Source organism: Nostoc sp. CmiVER01, assembly GCF_034531135.2.
Classification (GTDB): Bacteria; Cyanobacteriota; Cyanobacteriia; order Cyanobacteriales; family Nostocaceae; genus Nostoc.
In genome coordinates this window covers 68,066-90,493 of record NZ_JAVRBU020000005.1, presented here as the reverse complement: position 1 = coordinate 90,493, position 22,428 = coordinate 68,066, and the positions used below count along the sequence as shown (strand labels likewise).

The 22,428-nt window shown below is 41.3% G+C and carries 19 protein-coding genes; 9 read left to right on the top strand and 10 right to left on the bottom strand.

What is annotated here, in order from left to right; all coding sequences use genetic code 11:
* Window positions 1–15 precede the first annotated feature (15 nt).
* Together RMZ43_RS09285 and RMZ43_RS09280 are read left to right on the top strand one after the other, a co-directional pair.
* The gene (locus tag RMZ43_RS09285; protein WP_322653991.1) at window positions 16–756 is read left to right on the top strand and encodes a DUF429 domain-containing protein; all 741 of its coding nucleotides are present in this window, start codon (window positions 16–18) and stop codon (window positions 754–756) included.
* A 37-nt stretch (window positions 757–793) separates the two neighbouring features.
* Window positions 794–1,261 (top strand): DUF29 domain-containing protein, encoded by a 468-nt coding sequence (locus tag RMZ43_RS09280; protein WP_322653926.1) that lies wholly within the window; start codon window positions 794–796, stop codon window positions 1,259–1,261.
* A 215-nt stretch (window positions 1,262–1,476) separates the two neighbouring features.
* On the opposite strand, the gene brnA is transcribed toward RMZ43_RS09280, so the two are convergent.
* From brnA to RMZ43_RS09260, 4 genes are all read right to left on the bottom strand, one after another.
* On the bottom strand, window positions 1,477–1,764 hold the full coding sequence (gene brnA, locus RMZ43_RS09275; RefSeq protein ID WP_322650056.1) for a type II toxin-antitoxin system BrnA family antitoxin: 288 nt from the start codon (window positions 1,762–1,764) through the stop codon (window positions 1,477–1,479).
* A gap of 16 nt (window positions 1,765–1,780) precedes the next feature.
* Window positions 1,781–1,939: a hypothetical protein gene (locus RMZ43_RS09270; RefSeq protein WP_322653925.1), complete on the bottom strand. Its 159-nt coding sequence runs from the start codon at window positions 1,937–1,939 to the stop codon at window positions 1,781–1,783.
* Between the two features lie 209 nt (window positions 1,940–2,148).
* Window positions 2,149–4,713, bottom strand: a complete 2,565-nt coding sequence (gene glgP, locus RMZ43_RS09265) for an alpha-glucan family phosphorylase (RefSeq protein ID WP_322653924.1) — start codon at window positions 4,711–4,713, stop codon at window positions 2,149–2,151.
* Window positions 4,714–5,287: 574 nt separating this feature from the next.
* Window positions 5,288–5,611: a hypothetical protein gene (locus tag RMZ43_RS09260; protein WP_322653923.1), complete on the bottom strand. Its 324-nt coding sequence runs from the start codon at window positions 5,609–5,611 to the stop codon at window positions 5,288–5,290.
* 598 nt (window positions 5,612–6,209) lie between these two features.
* On the opposite strand from RMZ43_RS09260, the gene RMZ43_RS09255 reads away from it, so the two are divergent.
* The 4 genes from RMZ43_RS09255 to RMZ43_RS09240 all read left to right on the top strand — a co-directional run bounded on the left by RMZ43_RS09255 (window position 6,210) and on the right by RMZ43_RS09240 (window position 8,872).
* Complete coding sequence (locus tag RMZ43_RS09255; protein ID WP_174707946.1) at window positions 6,210–6,347, top strand: hypothetical protein; 138 nt, start codon at window positions 6,210–6,212, stop codon at window positions 6,345–6,347.
* A 557-nt stretch (window positions 6,348–6,904) separates the two neighbouring features.
* On the top strand, window positions 6,905–7,600 hold the full coding sequence (locus RMZ43_RS09250) for an acyltransferase (protein ID WP_322650051.1): 696 nt from the start codon (window positions 6,905–6,907) through the stop codon (window positions 7,598–7,600).
* Between the two features lie 192 nt (window positions 7,601–7,792).
* Entirely contained in the window at window positions 7,793–8,305 is a 513-nt protein-coding gene (locus tag RMZ43_RS09245) for an outer membrane beta-barrel protein (protein ID WP_322650050.1), read from the top strand.
* Between the two features lie 282 nt (window positions 8,306–8,587).
* Window positions 8,588–8,872: a hypothetical protein gene (locus RMZ43_RS09240; RefSeq protein WP_322650049.1), complete on the top strand. Its 285-nt coding sequence runs from the start codon at window positions 8,588–8,590 to the stop codon at window positions 8,870–8,872.
* A gap of 191 nt (window positions 8,873–9,063) precedes the next feature.
* Here the strand turns inward: RMZ43_RS09240 and RMZ43_RS09235 are convergent, their stop codons facing one another.
* From RMZ43_RS09235 to murJ, 3 genes are all read right to left on the bottom strand, one after another.
* Window positions 9,064–11,910, bottom strand: a complete 2,847-nt coding sequence (locus tag RMZ43_RS09235) for a DUF3769 domain-containing protein (RefSeq protein ID WP_322653922.1) — start codon at window positions 11,908–11,910, stop codon at window positions 9,064–9,066.
* Between the two features lie 197 nt (window positions 11,911–12,107).
* Window positions 12,108–12,224 (bottom strand): photosystem II reaction center protein I, encoded by a 117-nt coding sequence (locus tag RMZ43_RS09230; protein WP_015114068.1) that lies wholly within the window; start codon window positions 12,222–12,224, stop codon window positions 12,108–12,110.
* A gap of 294 nt (window positions 12,225–12,518) precedes the next feature.
* Entirely contained in the window at window positions 12,519–14,123 is a 1,605-nt protein-coding gene (gene murJ, locus RMZ43_RS09225; RefSeq protein WP_322650047.1) for a murein biosynthesis integral membrane protein MurJ, read from the bottom strand.
* 432 nt (window positions 14,124–14,555) lie between these two features.
* Here murJ and RMZ43_RS09220 point away from each other — a divergent pair, with 432 nt between their 5' ends.
* Together RMZ43_RS09220 and RMZ43_RS09215 are read left to right on the top strand one after the other, a co-directional pair.
* Entirely contained in the window at window positions 14,556–17,573 is a 3,018-nt protein-coding gene (locus RMZ43_RS09220; RefSeq protein ID WP_322653921.1) for a GAF domain-containing sensor histidine kinase, read from the top strand.
* Window positions 17,574–18,094: 521 nt separating this feature from the next.
* Window positions 18,095–18,499: a PAN domain-containing protein gene (locus RMZ43_RS09215; protein ID WP_322653920.1), complete on the top strand. Its 405-nt coding sequence runs from the start codon at window positions 18,095–18,097 to the stop codon at window positions 18,497–18,499.
* Window positions 18,500–18,545: 46 nt separating this feature from the next.
* Here the strand turns inward: RMZ43_RS09215 and RMZ43_RS09210 are convergent, their stop codons facing one another.
* The 3 genes from RMZ43_RS09210 to RMZ43_RS09200 all read right to left on the bottom strand — a co-directional run bounded on the left by RMZ43_RS09210 (window position 18,546) and on the right by RMZ43_RS09200 (window position 21,133).
* Complete coding sequence (locus RMZ43_RS09210; RefSeq protein ID WP_322653919.1) at window positions 18,546–18,908, bottom strand: hypothetical protein; 363 nt, start codon at window positions 18,906–18,908, stop codon at window positions 18,546–18,548.
* Between the two features lie 112 nt (window positions 18,909–19,020).
* Window positions 19,021–19,527, bottom strand: coding sequence for a pentapeptide repeat-containing protein (locus RMZ43_RS09205; protein ID WP_322653918.1), 507 nt, complete (start codon window positions 19,525–19,527; stop codon window positions 19,021–19,023).
* A gap of 85 nt (window positions 19,528–19,612) precedes the next feature.
* A complete protein-coding gene (locus tag RMZ43_RS09200) occupies window positions 19,613–21,133 on the bottom strand; it encodes an LCP family protein (RefSeq protein ID WP_322653917.1) in 1,521 nt (506 codons plus the stop codon).
* Window positions 21,134–21,248: 115 nt separating this feature from the next.
* Between RMZ43_RS09200 and RMZ43_RS09195 the strand changes: the two genes are divergently transcribed.
* Window positions 21,249–22,370: a mannose-1-phosphate guanylyltransferase gene (locus tag RMZ43_RS09195; RefSeq protein ID WP_322653916.1), complete on the top strand. Its 1,122-nt coding sequence runs from the start codon at window positions 21,249–21,251 to the stop codon at window positions 22,368–22,370.
* The last annotated feature ends 58 nt before the right edge of the window (window positions 22,371–22,428 follow it).

Genomic DNA, 22,428 nt, shown 5'->3' with positions numbered 1-22,428 from the left:
ATTCGTGTTATGACAATGAAATTTATTGGCATTGATTTAGGCTGGAAATCTCAACCAAGTGGACTATGCTGCTTAGAATGGATAGATGGACAACTGCAACTACTTGATCTAGATCGTAAAGAAGCCATTGCAGACATCCTCACCTGGATTGATCAAAGTGTCCAACCAGACGAACCAGCCATTATTGCCGTAGATGCACCTACTCTCATACCCAACCTCACTGGAAGCCGCCTCCCTGATAAACTCAGCCACAAATACTTTGGTAAATATCATGCAGGATGCTACCCAGCTAATCAAAACCTACCCTTCGCCGATCGCACCATCAACTTTGGCTTAGAGTTAGAATCACGCGGTTTTGCACATGCACCCACCATAGAACCGCAAAAACTCAGCAGATATCAAATAGAAGTCTTTCCCCACCCGGCGATCGTTAACCTATTCAACTTAGAACGCATCCTCAAATACAAAAAAGGACGACTCAATGAGCGTCGCCTAGAACTAATCAAACTCCAAAATTATCTTCTCAATATCCTCCCCTCTCTTTCTCCTCCTCTGCGTTCTTGGCGCCTCTGCGGTTCGTTTACTTCAGAAATCCCCACCACAGGCGCAGCCCTCAAAGCAACCGAAGATAAACTAGATAGCCTAATTTGCGCTTACGTTGCTGCATACTGGTGGTATTGGGGAGAACAACGTAACTTAGTATTAGGCGATCGCACCACTGGCTACATTGTGATCCCCCAAAAAATGTTAGCCTAAAATTGTAATCTCGTAAGATTTAACTCAAAGAGGTTTTATGCAAGGAGTTAGTTCCAACTTGAGTTTAAAAGAGCTTTATGAAATTGATGATCATCTCTGGTTAGAGGAAACAATCAAACTATTAAAAGCTAACCATTTAAAAGAATTAGATTTAGAAAATTTAATAGAGGAGTTAGAAAACTTGGGCCGTAGAGACAAAGCCAAGGTCGCTAGTTTATTAGAACAAATTATTATACATCTTTTATTGCTGCAATATTGGACGCAAGAATCTCAATATAATTCTGGACATTGGAAAGCAGAAATCAGAAGTTTTAGGAATCAATTAAAACGTAACTTGACAACGAATTTATATCAATACTTAGAAAATGAATTAGCATCAATTTATGATGATGCATTAGGATATGTAATTGATAAAACTGAAGGCAAACTAGATAACTTACCTCAATCTTGTACTTATACTTTAGAACAGATCCTAAATATTAATTTTCTACCTGAAAATGTTTGATATAAAAGGCGTTGCTAAACTTAAATCAGCAATGCTTCGTCTTATGTATCATATATTTTGATGTTAAACATAATAATACTTTTCAAACAATCTTCTTTATTGCTTGATTTTCCTGTTCAAAACATGGAGTTTACAGAGTGAAATTTGAGGAATTTGGGTTGGGTAACAGCACACGCAAGAACCGATGCTTAGTGCGGCAAGCTACGCAATCAAATTTATGATTTAATCTGGTTCTTGGCCAGATAGTGTTCATCAAGAGCGCGTCTTAGCATCATTTTAATCACAGCTTGACGACTAATATTGAGTTCGGTTGCCATTTTGTCCAGTTCGTTGAGCATCAGACTAGGAATTTCAAGGTTTGTTGTGACTATATCCTGTCGTCTTCGTGAAGTCATTTGACGAGGTGTTCCGACTCTTGTTGTCGTGGAGTCAAAATAACGATCAATGACTTCCTCTCCGTCCTCAATTTTATCCTCAAGTTCTTTAATAGAAATATTGTTCATAGATTTCTCTTTCCCGTCAAGTACTTTTCCAATAAGTAATTAACCAAATATATTCCCCTTCACTATCATAACGAACTTCATAAATGACTGACAAAAGGGTGTTTTCCAAATATCCAATAGCAATAAATTGTTCTGGATCATCTTGTTTGATTCGTTCTACATAGTCGCCTGCCAAAATAATAACGATCTCTTCTAAAGAATATCCCCTATTTTGCTTAAGAAGCTGACTTTTGTGATTATCCCAATCAAATCACATTTCCCTTATAATTCCTCATCATTCTAGCAATAGTTATTTTGGGGCGTGACTGCATCACATAATAAAAGGCATTGCTAAATTTAAATCAGCAACGCCTAATCTTGAGTATCAAAAATTACTCACTACTCTTATTCTGCCCAAGCAATCAACCTTGGTTCATAAGGATTAGCTAAGTATTGATTCTTCGGCAATACACGCAAAGACAAGCCTTGCAAACCAGAAGCAGTATAAGTGATATTAGCCGTGTAAATGCTCAATTGCTGTGCATCTTCACCTTGATAATCCATCACCACCGGCACAGCGTTGACAATATCACCATTGGCATCGATCGCACCTTGATATAACTCCACCTGCACATCATCATTCGCTAAAGTTGCTAAGTCAACCTTGGCTTTGACAGCAACGGTTTGGTTAACCTCAATATCTGAAGCTGCCGATACATCAATATCTTTGATTCTGATGTTGAACCAGTGTTCGCCCAATTTTTCTTTCCAAGCAGCTAGTTCTTTGGCTGGAGCATAGTTATCAACAGTCAGGGTATGATAGCGATCGCTAGCTGGGAAATAAGCCCTTTGTGCATATTCTCCTACCATCCGCGCTGTATTAAAGAAGGGACAATTCAACCGAATTGCATCCTTCATTTTGGCAACCCACGGACGGGGCAAACCATCAGTATCCCGATGTTCATAAAATAACGGTACAACTTCCTTCTCTAACAATTCGTAGAGAGCATTTGCTTCTACTTCATCCTGGTAGTTGGGATCGTCGTAATTCTCTCCATGTCCAATCGCCCAGCCTGTGCGAACGTAATCAGCTTCATCCCACCAGCCATCTAGTACACTTAAATTCGGCAAGCCATTCATTGCAGCTTTCATGCCACTAGTGCCAGAAGCTTCCCGTGGACGACGCGGTGTGTTTAACCAAATATCGCAACCCGCAACCATTAACCGGGAGATGTGAATGTCGTAATTGGGAACAAACACTACCTGCTTTTCTAAATGTTGTTCGCGGATAAAGTGATTGATCTCACGGATCAGTTCTTTACCAGGAATATCCTTCGGATGTGCTTTACCAGCAATCACAAATTGCACTTTCCGGTCTTTGTTAGCTAGTAAAAGCCGCTTAATCCGATCCAAATCACGCATCCACAGGGTAGCGCGTTTGTAGGTGGCAAACCGACGGGCAAAGCCAATGGTGAAAGCGTAAGGATCTAAAACTTCTTGTGCCTGGCTAATTTCGGAAGCCGAAGCACCGCGATCGGTCAAATGCTTGACCAAATGATCCCGCACATACAAAATCATATCTAAGCGGCAGCGTTCGTGATTGCGCCACAATTCCTCATCAGGTATGGCGTCCATCCGATCCCACAATGGGCTATCTGGTGGTGCTGATGACCAGTTTGGCCCCAGGTAGCGATCGTATAATTCTTGAGTAGATTTGGCAACACAACTCCGAGCATGGACACCATTAGTAATTGCTGCGATCGGTACTTCCTCTACTGGCACTTTCTGCCACAAGCCCTGGAACATTTGCCGCGACACCACACCATGCAGTTGGGCCACACCATTAGAAAATGTTGCCATCTTTAGCGCCAGCACTGCCATACTGAAAGGCCCAGATAAATCGCCTGTATTCTCGCGCCCCAGTCCTAAAAATTGCTCTTTGGGCAACCCAAATATCTCTGCATAGTACCCCAAGTAGTACAGCATTTTTTCAGGAGCAAACAAGTCAATCCCTGCTGGTACTGGCGTGTGGGTAGTAAAGATATTACTGGAAGCCACCACCTGTTTAGCTTGGGGATAATTCAGTCCTTCTTCCTGAATCAGCAAGCGGATGCGTTCTAGGGCAGAGAAGGCGGCGTGGCCTTCATTCATGTGGTAAGCTGTGACTTTCAGCCCCAAAGCTTTGAGCATTTGCACACCACCGATCCCCAGCATGATTTCCTGGTGGATACGCATATCGATGTCCCCACCATACAGCTGATCTGTAATGTCGTGGTCGTAAACATTGTTAGGTTCAATGTTGGTGTCCATCAGATACAGGGGAACCGTTCCTACCTGTACACGCCAAACTCTGGCATACACCTTGCGTCCTGGATAATCTACCGCAATCCGCAGTTCTGAACCATCGGCATTACGCTCTAGATGCAAGGGCATATTGTAGAAATCATTGCTCAGGTAGCGTTCTTGCTGCCAGCCATCGGCATTCAGATACTGGGCAAAATAGCCTTGCTGATACAGTAAACCTACGCCCACCAGGGGTAGCCCTAAGTCACTGGCAGATTTGAGGTGATCCCCCGCCAGAACGCCCAAGCCCCCAGAATAGACGGGCAAACAATCTACAAGTCCAAATTCCGCCGAAAAATAGGCGTAACATTCTTTTGGCTTTTGCTCCCGTTGTTTCTGATACCAGGTACGCTCTTGCAAATAATCGTCTAACTGACGGTCAGCTCGATCCATTTGCGCTAGGAAGCCTTCATCTTCGACAACTTCCAGAAGCCGTGATTGAGAGATAGTACCTAACATTAACACCGGGTTATGATGGCTAGACTCCCACAGGTCAGAGTCTAAGCGACGGAATAAATCTTTAGTGTCAACGTTCCAATCCCAGTGCAAGTTATATGCTAGCCGCCGTAGTGGTTCGAGTCGTGGCGGTAGTGAAGGAGATACGTTAAATGTGCGAATTGGCTGCATAGGTTGGCAAAACTCCAAGTTTAGCTATGGTTATTGTTTACTCTCTTTACCAATGTTGCCAATTCTTTATACAGTAGTTTGTGAAAAAGCGATGACTTTGTTAAGCATTGAGAATTTCTTTTAACCTCGTTGCTAAAGTTTACACCAAGGTGTTTCTAATTCTATGCCTTACCCTCAGCCATGTACTTGGTATATTAAAATTTAATCATTTAGTGCCATATATCACTTAAAAAAATTTAGTTTTGAATAAATAATTTATATTTTTTTTAGAATTGATTCCGGGGATCAATCTAAGGTCTTGGCTGAGAGCGAAAATTCCTTTATAGCTGCGTCAAGGAACTAGAATTTTAATTATTTCTTAATAAAATTGCCCTACTGGAGAGGAAAGACTTAACTAAATTATTTTTGGTTAAGGTTAGTTTAAGGTGATGTAATGCTCAATAGACCTTAGACATCGTTTAAAATTAAATTCTTTAAAAATCATACCAAGCAGTTAACTAGGAAAAGCATCACTAACTACTTGGTATAAAATTTTAATACTAGATTTAAGTAAATAACGTAGTAATGTGTTATTTCATGCGCCTAGTGAAGGCTGATCTTTGGTACTTTTGGTCATTGACAAAGCTACAGCTGCTGCATAAGCAATCTCGGCTGCCATTTGATAAGCAAGTTTGATACTAGATGAAGCGTCTTTGGCTTTAGGAGAGAGAGAAGCTTTTTTTCGGCGCGACTCAAGTTTTACATCACCCGCCGCTATAGCTCGCTGTAGAATGATCCAGGCATCTAGGTCTTCTGAGTCATAATTACTTTGAAGTTGCGATCGCAGTTGATCTTCGGCTACAACACTCAGATAGCCGATAGTTAGAGCTTCTTGGACAATTTCTTTAATTAAAGCCATAATTTGAACCAAGTGTGTGAGTTAAAACCGATACCTTAATCTGGGCATTTAATGTTCTTTCTGAACTTTTCCTAGAAACTAAGCTACGTTTTAGCTTTCTTTCAATAAAATTTATAATAAATAGTGGCAAGCACGCATCACCCGCTTGGCTCACCCGAATGGGTGATTTACAAATTTTTAGATACAAGCAATAAGGAAGAGGAAGATTTTTAGCTTTTTAACCAAGAGGGTGTCATCAGTATAGTAGATATCATTCTGAGTTAACACAAAAATATAAAAGTATTTGAACAAACAATAATACAAATATAGACATAAATACTAATTAATCGCTTAGAGAATTTTTAAAGTTCCCATTTTCAAGAAATTTTCTCTAGGTGTATAAAATTATTGAAGAGTAGCGTAGACTTTGCTTGCCGTAGGCATTGCTTTAGTAAAAAAGTTAACTAATCTCACCATTAGAATTAACAAGCAACCTGAAAATCAAATTATTTCATAAGAGTGTTCCATTAAAAATAAAATGTGCTATCGTTAAAAACAATTGTTATTAAAAACCATTTATGTAATTAAAAACATAAATTGGTTAGTCTGTAAATCATCTGTGTGCAACATGATTGGAGCAGCATACTCTAGAAATTCGTTGCAAGAAAGCCGTCATAGCAGTCGGGGAAGCGCTTACTTGTTTGCACCGATGGTTAACTTCAATGTGATGGCTGATGTGGGAGATAATCCACCCTAGTTGGATTTTAATCGGGCATAAATACCCATAAAAATCTAACAATAATTACATTGTCATGCTAGGCAGAAATTTTATCTAATTTTTGAATATAGTCTAGTTAAATGTATTTTTTGTTGCAATATAGCTTGTGGAACTGAGTTGTTTCAAAAGACTAAAACCGCTTGAGAAAAAGTATCCTCAAGGTAAACAACTTTATCCTTATTTGCGTAACAAGCTTTGCAAATTTACCAGATAACCGAAACAGTAGCCTATCTAAACCAAAGAATTTTCCATCAGACAATTTAATCGTCTGGGTTTGACCCTGCAATTCACTAAGATTGATTTGGTGAAAAAGAAGCGATATTTTTACGTGCTGTAAATTGCTCACATAGTCAAAACCAGGCTCTGGTTTTTCAACATTTGGAAAACCATCTAAAAACATGGGTAAATTTTGGTAATACTGCCAATGGAAATCATGTATTAATAAGTACAAAATCTTTTGGCATTGGCAAAATATTAGAATACAAAGCCAACAAATCAATCCTGTCAACAACAATTAATTGAAGAGATATGTAGCCATGCATAACGAGCAATATTTTTCCAAATTGCAGCGCGTGCAAGAACTTTTAGTAACTACTGTGTTCGGGGATATTCCTACACTTATTTTGGGGCCGAAGTTGCGTAATTTGGGATATCGTAGTATTTTTGCCTATATAGGCAGCCCAGTTTATATTCAAAATGGTGTTGAATTTAACGGTACTTGCTGTATTGAGATAGGCAGTGGAGTATATATTTTCAAGGGTGTGCGGATGGATGCTAGAGGACATAAAAATAATAGAATTCATCTGGGAAATAGAGTCGCTATTGAGCGTAACGTTGATATAGGGTCTTTAGAAAATACGTGTATACATATTGATGAAGACACCTTTATTGGCCCCAACGTGGCTATTGAGGGGCCAGGAGACATCAAAATTGGTAAACACTGCTTAATAGCTGCTTACTCAGGGATATATGCTAATAACCATAATTTTGCCGATCCGATGGAGCCGATTAAATACCAAGGTGTTACTCGCAAAGGAATTGTAATTGAGGATGACTGTTGGCTAGGGCATGGAGTAACAGTATTAGATGGAGTTACCATCGGCAAAGGCAGTGTTATTGGTGCGGGAGCAGTTGTTAATAGAGATATTCCTCCTTTCTCCGTTGCTGTAGGCATACCTGCACGAGTAATCAAAAACCGAATTGGCAAAGACTTAAGCATTAGTTCAAATTGAGAAATAGGGGATAGGGCATTGGGCATTGGGCATAGTAATTATTTCCTGTAATAATTAACTTGTTACACCCAAGTGGGTGAGAAAGAATTCAGCCACTTGGGTGAACCAGATGTGCGAGGTTACATTTTGTAAAAAAAGAGATTCTAGTACTAGAGAATATTGATTTTACTTAACTCTAGTGAGAAGAATTCTATGAAACTTACAAAATTAGCTGCCTCTTTCGTTGCTGTTGCTTCCATTGTTCTTTCGGCGGGAATTGCTTCTGCTCAAACAGCTGGCACAAACGGCAATTACATCGGTGCTGGTATTGCGGTTGGTGCAACTAGTGGCGGACAAGGAAACGATGAATCACAAGTTGGTGGTAATATTCAAGGACGTTACGCCGTTCCCAATGCGCCTGTTTCAGTGCGGGGTTCTGTGCTGTATGGTGGTGATGCTGCCGCAATTATGCCCATAGTGACTTACGATGCGCCCATTGCCAAAAACACTAACCTTTACTTCGGTGGTGGTTATTCTTTTGTAACTGACGAAGGTCAAAAAACCCCGTTGGGCAATCAGAATGCACCTGTAGTTACCCTTGGTATTGAATCAGAAGTTAGCAATAATGTCATTGCTTATGGTGATACTAAATGGGGCATTGATGCCTACAGAAATAGTGATGCTGATGCTGTCAGCTTCCAAGCCGGATTAGGCTATCGTTTCTAGTGATTTTGAGCTAGAAAATAGCTTATTCACAACCTAAAGCAATGATATTTGCCAGCCGTAATATTAGGCTTTTCGATTACATAAATTACAGACCATTCGTAGGGGCACAGCATTGCTGTGCCCCTATCGTGTTTGTATCTAAATCAGAGCCTTAATAATAATTTATTCTCTTCTTTTAATCATTTTTATTGATGATTTTGATAAATAATTATATTGGCTATTATCAATAGTTTTTTTTAAAGTAAAATTACCAATTTTAAATACGTGTAAAAGATATTACTCATGGAAAAAATTAATGCCATACCAGAAATGCTAGGTGAAACAACTGATGTAGAAACTTGGCTAATTCGAGCGGGGCTAAAATTTTCAGATTTAGGTAACGATGCTGCAAGTACTGCAATCCGTAAGCAATGGCGAGAGTACCAAGCCGCAGTGCAAAGATGCTGTGCAACCCTACACCAACCACCGTCACGTATTCAACTAAGCGGCGACTATGCCAAGCTGAGAATACCTGGTGCGGCATCAACCAATTGTGCTGTAAGCTGTCGAGTCGTGCCAAATCCTTAGACTGGGCAAAAGATAGAAAACCTTAAAGAATCAAGTGTCGAGTCGGGCAACTGCTAAGGGACTTCCAACTAAAAAAATATTCTATCGTGGTGTAGGCAGGGGGGCAGGGAGCAGTTCTTGCTGGGGGAGAAAGAAAAATATGATCTGAGTAAATTGGATAATTTATTTTCTGGAAGTCCCTAACTATCTGACTAATAATCCTGTTGCACACCTCCTACCACTGGTTTAACTTCAGAAAATGGATCAGTGCCGCCACCCCAGTTAAAATCACTAATTCGGATGCTGATACCGCCTAACTCCAACACCGGATTGTAACGCAAGGTGATGCCATAGGTGCGACGGCTATATTCCACAATGTAGTCGGTGCTAGTCTCTTTACCAGTATCCAAGTTAACAGATGTTTGAAAGCCTAAGCGAAAAGGGCCGTAGATTTGTTGTGATATCCCGGCGCTCAACACTTGGTTATCAACGGAGCGATCAAACAAAAATGGTGATAATCCGTTGTTTAAGCCTTGAGAATAAGTAATATTGAAGGCTGTGTAGTCTAAAAAAGGTCGAGAAAAATGACCAATTTGCCCTAGTAAGCCAATTGTACCAGTTAGGGTGCTTTGGTTATCGCCATTGGTGTAATAACTGGTAGTGCCTGTAAGTCCAGCGATCGCTTGCAAGTAAGGAACTACAGGGTTAGCAGTGTATCGTAATCCCCCAGTGGCAGTGGGTGGTAATGGTTTTCCCTGCCACAGCAACAGCCCAGTACTAAGGGAAGCGCTGCCTTGTAAACGACCTAGTGAGATGCGATCGTTTTCTCGCACTGGTTTTAGTAAGTCTTGGCGATCGGTATTGGCATCGATATATCGAGCGCTTCCCTGATAGGTGAGGTTGATGCCACTTTTGCCTAAAGGAATTACAGGAGAGGTAATAATGCCGCCAAGACTGCTCTGGACGGTTTGAAAACCGAGGGTACCGTTGTAAAAACGCTCGCGGTAGCTATACTCCAGATTCAAAACATGGGGAAGGGAAGTCCCTAATATCTGGCGCAATCCTAACCTCGCCCGCAAATTATCTTCTACCTTGTTCAAGTCAAAACTAGTTAATTCCCCAGTCCCGTCAATGACTGCTCTTGGATTCAAAACAGAATTTATCTTTGTCTTGACAGCAAACAGTGCGCCTAAATCACCCGTGCCTTCTTGTACAGTTCTTTGTATTAACAACTGAGGCGTAATTGTCCAGCGTGTATTCTCTGTATCAATGACTGGAAAGCCACGCTCAATATACAAACCACCCCGATCTTTTCCATCATAACCAGGGGAAGCTATTGCAGGTGTAACGTCCCGCTCCCGGCGGTCAATAGTTCGCTCATTCACCGGAATTGGTAAAGAGACGCTTCGATCAAATACCAAACGCTGATTCTGTGTCCTGATGCGGTCTACCAAGGGTGATTCTCGCGTCAGAGTTACTGTATTTGCCCGTAACTCTAGTTCTGGGGGCGAAAAAGGATCGTTGGTGAGGCGAACATCCCTTGCTTGCCAGCCTTGGGGATAAAAGTCAATGTGTTCAGCTTCAAACCTGAGCCGATTCACTACACCCCCTGTTTTCGGAGGCGCGATGTTGCTAGCATTTGCCTGACCACCTATGTTTACATCAATTCCTCCAGGGCTGCTCACACCGGAAAGAGGTTGATTGGCTCTAATGCGATCGCTCGGTGGACGTCTTGGAACTCCACCAGCAGTTACACCCGTGGATGAAAAAGCAAAATCTGTTTGTGCTGAGGGTACATAAATTTCTCCTCTACCATTTAGCAGTTCTCCACTATCTTGAACAAAGTTATAAGTAAAGCGTTGTCCGCGCAGTACCTGATCGCCCCGTGTTAAAGTTACATTGCCGAACCCAGCAGCAATCAAGTTGTCTAGATTTACTTGCAGGCGATCGGCATCCACCACCGCCCCATCAAATCGCACAACTACATTACCAACAGCCGTAATAATTCGCCGTTGCTCGTCATACTCTTGCCGATCTGAAGTGACTTCTACAATTCTCGGTTTAGCTGGCGCAGTTGTATCAAATGGTTGACTTTGCGGCTGATTAATGGTGTTGCCATCTGGTGTAGGCGTTGGTGCTTGAGCTTGTTGTTGGGCTTGGGACTTGAATCCTACAGTGATGGGCGATGAGAGTTGGTTTGTCAGTTTACGAGACGTGAATTTTATAAAATTTTGTACTGATTGAGAACTCGGTGCAAGATCAGCAGCAGATTCAGAGATATTGTCTCTTCCTGAAGACTGTATTGAAGTAATATCACTTTGCTGTTTTTGCGGGGTTAACTTCTGTGCTAAGATTCCCGCTTTGGATTCGATTTTATTGCTGTATGTAGCACTTGGAACAGTTTGGAGAGGACGCAAAGACTGGGCAAGTTGGGGTTTTTGGGAAACTTTATAGCTAAAGCTAGCATCCAAAAAGGTTTGTTTTTCTCTACTAAAGTTGAGAGTTGGCGCTCGCTCACCAAGTTTTTGAGAAGGTTCAAATTTTAAGTTTACAGAGGAAGTCTCCGCTCCAACTTTCTTTGGCAACGTAGTGGTTTCTCTTTGCGTCTCCTGCTTGCGTAACGCCGCTCTTAGCAGAAGTTCCGAGCGCTGAACGTTGACACTCGGACTTGTTTTTGTGTCTTCTTTCTTTCGGTAATTAGAGGTTTTAACCTCCTGCGTAGGATAACCAACGATCAGCGATCGCCCCAAAGGTGCAGCAGTTCCAGAACTGTTGATGGGCGAAATTTCTGGTGAATGGGGTACAGAGGGAGTTTCGGCAACTACCAAGTGATTTTGAGTTGAGTTGATCGGAGTTGGCAATGGGGGATCGCTCTTGGTTTTACCCGCAATTGCTAACTGAGCCAAATCCTTGGGCTGTTTGGATTTGTCTATCTTTTCGTGTATTCCAGTATCTACACCTGAAAGAAAATTTGTATGACTAGCAGATGAGGCGGGATTTACAGCTTGTAAAGATTCGAGGATAAAAGGCGGATCAGGCGGCAGAACTGGATGAAGCATATTTGAGCATAATCGGGCTAACAAACAGCCAAATGACGGAGGGAAGGATTAAATATACATTTTGCCTTCCGACTGTCGCCTTCTGCTACCGGTAGCAAGCCACTTTGAGGAGGAAACTTACTAGGCGAAAGTTTAGTAAGTTTCCGTGGGGTTTAGTATCTTCCGCCTTCTAAAGTCGCGGATGATTTATCGCCCTTTTACTCTAAGTCCCGACGGCCGGGGTTACGAGCTGGATCGTTTGACAAAAATCCGAAGACGAAGATAGTGACGAAGAAGGCAACAACAATATAAACAGCGATTTTTAAAGTCAGCATAGAAATATCTCCAAGGGGTAAGACAAAGAAAGCTTTTCTTTCAGGATCTGCCATGCAGAAAAGATAGCTACTTTATATTACCCAAATCTCGTCCCTTTTGAGAGGACTCTGGGGACTTGGGACTGGCGACTTGGAGATTAGGGACTAGCACTGCCTACCCTAAGTTTATTAATAATGGTGCAAAATGTCATTTGTCTGACTTTTAGATGCCCTTAAGAAATAGCTCAGAGACTGGTTATTCTTGTAACGTTTATTGTGACGTTAACTAACGGCAAAAGTTTCTTCAGATAACAGTTATTTTTTCAAAAAGCGCTGACGTAGACGAGATATAAAACTATTCACCTCTGGTATTTTCATTGATGAAGCGATCGCAGCAAACACTGCAATCCCCACGAAGCCTGATATACACAACTGCAACACCAAAATCAGTAAACCCGTTTTACCCAGCAATTGTTGAGAAGCAACCAAAGTCCCATAGCTTGCTATCCCAGCTACCAAACTACCCGCAGTCAAACCCAAAATCGGCAAACTCCATTCACGCCAAGGTAAACCATTGAGCTTGCGATCAAGCAACCATAACAGCATTAACATTGAGCTACAATTTACACCCACCGTTGCTAACACCAAACCGGGAGCGCCAAAAGGTTTAACGAAAAACCAATCTAATATGATGTTGAGCAAAATGTTAAAAATACTGATGCGAAAAGGTGTCTGTCCATCACCTAAAGCGTAGAACACCCGCACCAAAACATCACGTCCCAAATAGGCAAACATCCCAATTCCATAAGCTACTAGCAAGGATGAAACTAGCTGTGTGGCATCTGGCTTGAAAGCACCGCGCTCATATACCACCTGTACAATAGGTACTGATAACGACACCATCAGCGCCCCTAGCGGTAGCATGGTGAAGGCAGTAAGTAGCAGTCCTTGGCGAATACGTAACTTTAAATCTGACCAATTTTCGGGGTCAGCAAGTTTGGCAAATATCGGTAACAGGGGCAGTAAAATGATATTAGAAATAATCCCTAACGGAGTCTGTACTAGTAGATTCGCATAGTTAAATCCTGCCGCCGCACCAGGAATAGGACTGGCAAAATAAAGGTCAGTGGCAACATTAATTGGCATCATTCCAGAGGAAACTGTTGCCGGAGTCATGATTTTAATGACTTCTTGAACGCCTGGGGATTTAAAATCAAACCGCAGGCGTAATGTGCCTAGTCCTAACCGCCATTGGACAATTAGCTGCACTAACCACTGGAGAACTGCACCTGCCAAGGTTCCCCAAGCTAAAACCATTCCACCGATTAAAGCGTACTCCGGCTTAATAATGTCTTTGCCCAGTTGCATAGCCAAGATACCAAGACCGGCAACAACGGTAATACTGGATAATAAGGGACTAATGGAGAGTAACCAATATTGATTGGCTGTATTGAGAGTGCCAAAGCCAATGCCAATTAATCCGGCAAATAAAGCCATTGGTGCCATAATGCGGAGTTGTTGAATTGCGATCGCTCTAGTTGTCGCTTCCAAACCATGACCGACTAAATCAACGATCGCATCTGCAAATAAAACTTGAGCAATTGTCACTACTAATAGCGATCCAGCTACCAGAGTTGTTACGGTTTCCACTAGGGGAGCCGCTTCTTCTCGCCGCCGCTTGGCTAAAACGCTGACAACTGCACTGTGTAATGGCCCATTAACACCACCGAGTAATATCAATAGAAAGCCAGGGATAATATAGGCATAACTATAGGCGGTGGCAGCAGCACCAACACCAAAAGCGGCAGCGATCGCTTGCTGCCGCACTAAACCGAAGACTTTACTAATTAAGGTGGCTGCGGCAACAATGCCAGCAATTCCAGCGAAAGAACGAGAGGGTTTTTGGTCTTGTTGTGTCACGAATATTACCCGACAACTCTTGCAGAGTGCATACTTTAAAACATTTAACCTGAAATTCCGTAATCTGTCAGGTAAATTTTGATAAATTACTTATTTTACATGGTTTCGCCCTACAGCCCTTTGGGCATCCTACGGTGGATATTGGCACGATCGCTCAAAGGACTTCCAAATAAAATCACAGAGTGAGCAGGGGGATCAGTTCTTTTTTGATTTCTTCCGGCAACACTCACTTAGTCATATCCTTTATTGTGTACAAACCAAAATTATTTTTTAACCCATTATGAGGATAGAGAAAGAAAGGGGAACTATAACAATAACCATCTTCTGAGAAATTATTGAACACTGCAAAAATTTGCAGTTTGTCATATTTTTGGCACCTTTTAACTTCATGAAGTTGGTATGAGGAATCATTAAACGACATAATCCAGAGCAATGGAACCCAATTCAAATTTCACGGACAATCAACTTCTTTTGTCAAACGCTCAACTTCAAGAACAACTAGACCAACAAAAGGCTCTGGCGAGTGTAATTGTCCGAATTCGGGAGTCTCTTGACTTAGAAACAATTTTTCAAACTACCGTTACACAAATGCGTCAGTTGCTAAATGCTGATCGTGTGGCAGTCTTCCAGTTTGACCAAGAAAAAAACTGGGAGGGAGAATTTGTTTCTGAGGATGTTGCACTTGACTGGAACTCAGCACTGGCAATAAAAGTTTACGACCACTGCTTTGGAGAACAATTTGCTTCGAGTTATCAACAAGGTAGAGTGCAAGCAGTAGCAGATATTTACAAGGCGGGACTGAGTGATTGTCATATAGCATTTTTGAGTAAATTTCAGGTAAAGGCCAACCTCGTTGTCCCTCTATTGCGCCAAAAGGAATTGTGGGGATTGCTTTGCATTCATCAGTGCAGTAAGGCTCGTGACTGGAAAGAATCAGAAATTGAGTTTATTCGTCAAATTGCTGACCATCTTACCGTCGCGATTCAACAAGCGAAGCACCTCAATGAAGTCCAATTGCAAGCCGCAGAATTGGCTCAAGCGGCTCAACGCGACCAAGTAATTGCTCGGATTGTCGATGAAATTCGCTCACCCCTTGATATTGAAACTATATTTAAAACAACAACTCAAGAAATACGCCACCTGCTGCAAGCTGATCGAGTTGCAATTTTTAGCTTTAATGACGATTGGAGTGGTAACTTCGTTGCTGAATCGTTGGCAGAAGGCTGGACTCCTTTAGTTGGTGTTGAGCCTGCGATCGCTGATACTTATTTACAACAGACGCAAGGTGGACGTTACGCTCACAACCAGACATTTACAGCCAATGATATTTACCAAGCCGGATTAACAAACTGTCATGTAACCCTATTGGAGCAATTTCAGGCAAAAGCCTTTGCAACTGCTCCGATTCTCCAAGGAGACAAACTTTGGGGAGTCATTGCTGCTTATCAAAATTCTTCACCCAGACAGTGGCAATCTTATGAAGTCGAATCACTAAGCAAAATCGGCACACAAATTGGTGTAGCAGTGCGACACCATAAGTTGCTCACATACGCTCAGTACCAAGCAGAGCAACAAAAGACATTAACTAGCGTGATTACTCGAATTCGGGAGTCTTTAGATTTAGATACAATCTTCCAAACTACTGTCACCGAGGCACGGAAAATGCTGCAAGCAGATCGAGTGGCAGTCTTTCGTTTTGACCCTCAAAAAGATTGGGAAGGAGAGTTTATTTCTGAGGATGTTGTATCTGAGTGTAACTCAGTAATAACAGAAAAAGTTTATGATTATTGCTTCGGTGAAAACTTTGCCCACCTTTACGCCCAAGGTCGAGTAAATGCGATCGCTGACATTTATCAAGGAAAGTTTCCCGGTTGCTACGTTCAAATCTTAGAAAAATTTCAAGTGCGGGCAAATATGATCGCACCTCTATTGAAAAAAGGTGAACTTTGGGGATTGCTGTGTATTCATCAATGCACCGCTCCTCGTCAATGGCAACCCTCTGAAATTGAATTTGCTAGTCAAATAGCCGAGCAATTGGGAGTGGCATTAAAACAGGATTCTTATTTAAAGCAAGTTCAAATGCAGGTTGTCCAGTTAGCAGAAGCTACTGAACGGGAGAAAGCAATGGAACGGCAAGAATTGCTGGCTGCAACTATTGATAAAATCCGTCAGTCACTTGATATTAAAACTATTTTTAGAACCACTACTCACGCTGTGCGAGAGTTGCTCGAAGTCGAGCGAGTTGCAATCTACCGTTTCAACTCAGATTGGAGCGGTAAATTTGTAGCAGATTCTTTTAAAGATGGTTGGAAACCTGTTTTACAAGCTCAACCAATGATTATAGAAACTTTTGAGGACACAGACGATGATAACGAACTTCCGCGTAACGAAACCTTTGTCCCAATTCGGGAAGGTGAAAAATTATGGGGATTATTAGTTGCTTATCAAAATTCGCAACCGCGTTATTGGAAAGAGGAAGAAATTAATTTACTGGCTCAAGTAGGAGTGCAACTGGGAATTGCGATTCAGCAGGCAGAATTACTCGAACAAACTAAACGTCAAACTTTAGAACTTACTCAAGCTCTGCAAGAATTAAAACAAACTCAGACCCGGTTAATTCAGGGTGAAAAAATGGCAGGATTAGGACAACTACTTGCTGGAGTTGCTCATGAAATCAATAATCCTGTGAGTTTTATTTTCGGTAATCTTATCCATTTAAATGAATATACTCAAGAATTGCTAAAGGTAGTAAAACTTTACCGTCAAAATTCCTCCCTTTTGCCAACTTTCCAACAGCAAATTGACAAGACTGATTTGGACTTTCTTATCGAAGATTTACCTAAAACCCTTGAGTCTATGAAAGTAGGCACAGAGCGAATTTGTGAGATTGTTTTATCACTGCGTAACTTTTCTCGTACAGATGAGGCTGAATTGAAGCCAGTAGACATTCATGAAGGATTGGATAGTACTTTGCTAATCTTAGGGCATCGGCTCAAAAACAATAATGAACGCCCAGCTATTGAAATTGTGAAAGAATATGCTACTTTACGTTTGCTCGAATGCTATCCAGCGCAATTAAATCAAGTGTTTATGAATCTTCTAAGCAACAGTATTGATGCATTAGAGGAAAAGTTTAAAACTATACAGCAAAGGTATTTGAATTTATCTCAAAGGTGTCCAAAAATACCCTTAACTATCTGGATTAGTACGCAAACCGTTAATAACCAGATTGTAATTAGAATAGCTGATAATGGTCTGGGGATTCCAGAAGAGGTGCGATCGCACATGTTTGATCCCTTCTTCACTACCAAAGCACCAGGTAAAGGTACTGGGTTAGGATTATCTATCAGCCATCAAATAATAGTTGAAAAACATCATGGTCAGATTAAATGCTCTTCTAAACCAGGAGAAGGAACAGAATTTTTAATTGAAATTCCTAGTAGTAGTTAAAAGCGACTAGTGTTTGGAATTCTCAATCGATATTAAGTAGGGGAAGAAGGGTAAGTAGGGGTTGCTGAAAAAGTGATAAAAAAGCCAGAGAAGGATTAATTAGTTATTCAAGCAAGGAACAAACAGAAGTTTTTCTTGCGTGTAACTAGTAAAATCATAAGTCATAATAATATTAAAGCGAAAAAAAGGTGTAGTTTTCAAAAATAGATACAAAAAAGCACTAAATAACCATGACAGATGAGTAGATAGATTCATCACTAAAAAAGTAATAGCAACTGTTTTCCTGTCGCTTATCCCTAGCTTTTCTTTGATTATTAATGCCCCTAATACCATCCGAAATGATTTTGCGGGTGCTCCCATCTCTGGAGAAAACAATGAAGAATATTCTGATTCAAATTCTTTCCAGGAGATTGAACCCCAAAAGTACCGTATTAATAGGGTTTGAGATGTGCTTACGCTGACCTAAATTTTTACTACAAAATGGTATTATATAACCTAGAATTATTAGGTTATATAATATCATGGAACAATTTCTTAATGTAGTTAAAGATACACCCATTCCTACTATACTAATCATAGTAGGATTGTTTTTCCTTTTTTTAGGAATAGTAACTAAATTTAGTACGCTTGAAGTTCCATCACAGCAAAGACAATTAGCTATTTTCCTTGGATTATTCCTTTTAGTTGTTGGTTTAATTTTAAACTTTTTTACAGTCAAAAATTATATCACACTTTTTGGCAAAGATGCTTTCGGTAATGATATTAAACATGAATTAAACATCACTGAAAAAGAATGTATAAAAGAATGTAAAAATAATCCTAAATGTGTAGCAATTGTAGTTTCAGATACACAGGAGTGTTGGTTGAAGTCTAATGCAGATAATACTAATAATAATCCATCAAGAACGCTTATAAAAATAAGGTAAGAACTGGTGCACTACGACGAACAGTACCACGTTGAATAAAAGCGCTTCAAGAATTACGCCAGTTACGGAAATACGTATATACTGTCTGCCAAGCAGGAAAGTCGCCTGGTAGCGTAGGCGTAGCCCGCCGTAGGCATCGCCATCTCACTTCTTCTAGCAGCACATAAGTAAGTTGGCGTGAAAAAACCAAAGTATGTAAAGATAAGTAAATACGGAGAATGCATCTACCGAGGTGACTAAGACATGGGCGCTCGTTTAAGAATATTTCTGACTTGCGATCAGGATAAAACTTTATTAAATCCCATTCAAAGGTACCAGTTTCACCAGATATTAACATTAAGGTAACTCGATAAACAAAGCCACCTTCGCTAGAATCAGAGCTTTCAACTTTAAATATCAACAATTTCATTTAACGAGTACAAAAAAACCGCTTTTCCGAATTTTCCAAACTTAATAAAGAAGTTTGATTTTCCATTTTTTCGCAAAAATGTCTTTGTTTTTAGACTCAACGCTGAGATTCTTTATTTACAACCTAAACTATCTCGCGTTGACATACCTGTAACCGGATTTACCCCATCGGCCCTTTCACACATTAGCGACACTTGATAACGGTCAATTAAAGCGTCGGTAAAATCAGCGCCTGTAATTTCGGCATCAAAAAAACGGCTGCGGGTCAAAGTTGCTTCCGTAAAAATGGCATTTTTCAGGTTAGCACCATCCATAGTGACGCGATCAACTAAAGCGCCGGTCAGATTCGCACCCTCCAAATTTGCCTTTAACAAAACTCCTTTAGTGAGAATTGCATTAGTTAAATTCGCTCCTTGAAAATTCGTCCCCCGCATTTCTGCTGCTACAAATGTCACACCTGCTAAATCAGCATGAGAAAAATCACGATTTTCTAAATTTATATTGTTGTAATTGATTGTATTTATCTGAGCAAAAGCCGGTTTGGGATTAAGTATTACCCACCCAAATGCCAGTATTAAAATTACAATCAAACCCAAAAAGCGCAGTAAAATCTTTTTCATAACTTTATTATTTATCACCAGTCTTTTGTCATTAGCCGCTTGTCATTTAACCAATGACTCATGACTAATGACTAATGACTCTTGACTATTTCCAATCTTTACCAATCCGAATAGTGAGATCAGATTCTAAATCACCAATCGCCGCTACCTCAATTTGACCCAAGCCTAAGACTTTTTGCAAATCAACTCCAACTCGTCGGTTGCCTTTTTGGACAACGATCTGAGTTTGACGTTGGGTATCTGGCCAATCAGGCACTTTGTAAATATTAGTAAAGCCTTTCTGTTTCAGATAAGCAATAACTTTTTCAGTTAGCTGAGGTTGATTGGAAGCATTTTGAATAGCAATTTTGAGGTTAGGAACCTGGCGCATATCTGGTTTTAGACCAGGTACATTTACCCCAACATAATCATTCAACAGGCTCTGTTGTCCAGTCATATTTAGCCAATAGCTATCAGGGTCTTTGCTAAAACGGCTAAACGTACCAGGCAACACGGTCATTTGGAAATTATCTCGATCCAAGTTGAGGCCGAAATTCACCAACGCCATCATTTCTTCCATCTTCAGGTTGGTATCAAAGTATTTTCGCATCAAGCGAGTTAACTGAGGCAACCTGGGTAAGACGGTAGGACTATTTAAGCGTTGCAGCAATGCTGCTGTTAGTGCTTGCTGACGCTGCACTCTTGGTAAATCTCCCAAACCTGGTTCGCGGAATCGGACAAACTGTTCTGCTTGTTCGCCGTTGAGGGTTTGCCAGCCACTGACTAAATTAATCGACAGCCGACTGCTAGAGTCTTTATATTCCATTGATTTGGGAACAAATACCTCTACTCCGCCTAACTGATCGACTAATTGCCGTAAGCCACTAGTAGAAATACGGATATAGCGATCAATTGGGGCATTGTTTAAGGTACGGCTAACTACCCGTGCAGCCAAGACTGGGCCGCCTTTGGCATTAGCATCAGATACCTTAGTTAAACCCTTTTCTCCCTTTTCTGGGATGGCGATCATCGTATCTTTGGGAATGGAAAGCACCCGTACAGATTTTTCACTAGGATTGAGCCTTACTAGCAGCATGGTGTCGCTTTTCCCAGCAAAGCTTTCTGGTGAACCATCAACAGTACCGCTAACTGGTTCAATCCCCATAATTAAAATATTCATGGGTCGTGAAAGATTGTACTGGGAAAGTTTGCTCCATAACTCCCCTGGTAATGGAATTTTTATCTCGTCTTTAGCAGTAGTTCCTAAATCTTCATCTGCTCGATCTAGATTGCTCCACAACGGAGTCCACAGCGCTAAGGTTGATACCAGTAAACCAGATAAGATGATGCCGATGACAACCGTCATGATCCACAACAGCCATCGAGGCATGGTTAAGCCTAGTCTCTCATAAAGCTGATTGGGAATTGCCCCCACTGATTCGACAACGCTACGGTTAGGATTCGCTGGCGGGTTTAGTTCGACATTCTCCTCCTTTAAATCCTCTACTTGTGCTGGTGTTACTTGATTTTCTGTTCGTTGAAGTTGCTGCGATCGCACGTCAGTTTGAAATTCTGCAACTTGCTGAGATGTCAACGGATTTTCTGACCATTCGACTTGTTTTATCACAATTATCTCCCCACTCAACCACTCCCTAAAAGTATGTTAATCCAAGCTACAAATATTGCCAGTGGAAAAGCTCACTGTAAACTTGTAATGTTCTTCGGTAGGCGTGTATGACAACATGAATACTTTATTGTTCCCCGTAATCCTTGCTGGTGGTAAAGGTGAACGTTTTTGGCCCCTGAGTCGCAAAGACCGACCCAAGCAATTTTTAAGTCTTGATGGTAGCTCTAGAAGTTTATTACAAGCAACCGCCGATCGATTGATTGAACTCGGTAACGGTGAGTCCAGCGCGGTCTTGGGGGTTTCCCCCATGAGCGACTGGCGAACCCCAAGGGGGTGGGATTCCTTGTGGGTAATTACTTCTAATCAGATAGCTGAAGGGGTAAGACAACAATTACCTGAACTACCATCTCAGAATTTATTGATTGAGTCGGAAGGAAGAGACACCGCCGCAGCCGTTGCTTGGACAAGTTTAGAAATCAAACAGCGCTATGGAGAAGACGCTGTGATTGGCTTTTTCCCTGCTGACCACTGGATTGCTGATCAAGAGGCGTTTGCACGCACATTAAGCGCGGCTACGCAACTAGCAGCAAGCACAGCAGCGATCGTTACACTGGGGATCAAGCCTACTTTTCCATCAACCGGTTACGGTTACATTGAACAAGGTGAAAAAATAGGTAGCTTTAATGAGTTGCCAGCTTATCACGTCAACCGTTTTACTGAAAAGCCCGACCGGGAAACGGCAGAAACTTTTTTATCTACGGGACGCTTTAGCTGGAATAGTGGAATGTTCGTTTTTCGGGCAGGGGTTGTTCTCAAGGAACTACATGCCCATGCACCAGAAATTATCGAACCTTTAGAACAACATGGCCCTGATATCTATCCCCAGTTGCCTAAGAAGAGTATAGACTATGCGCTAATGGAAAAGACAACTCTAGCATACGTTTTGCCAGTTGATTTTGGTTGGGATGATTTAGGAGATTGGAATGCGATCGAACGCTTACTGAAAACAGAAGAGACTCCCAATGTGGAACTGGCTACGCACGTAGGGCTAGATACGCAAGGGGCGATTATTTACGCCTCAAATCCAGAGGATGTAGTTGTTACAATTGGTTTAGAGGACGTGGTGATTGTGCGCGATCGCAATGTCACCCTCGTCGTTAAAAAAGAACGTACCCAGGAAATCAAGCAGATCCTTAAAATTCTCCAAAGCGATTCCCGATTTACCGACCTGCTATAAAAGTTAAAACCCTTGGTAGAGGCGAAAAAGCCTATTTTTCTATTATAACTTGACTTTG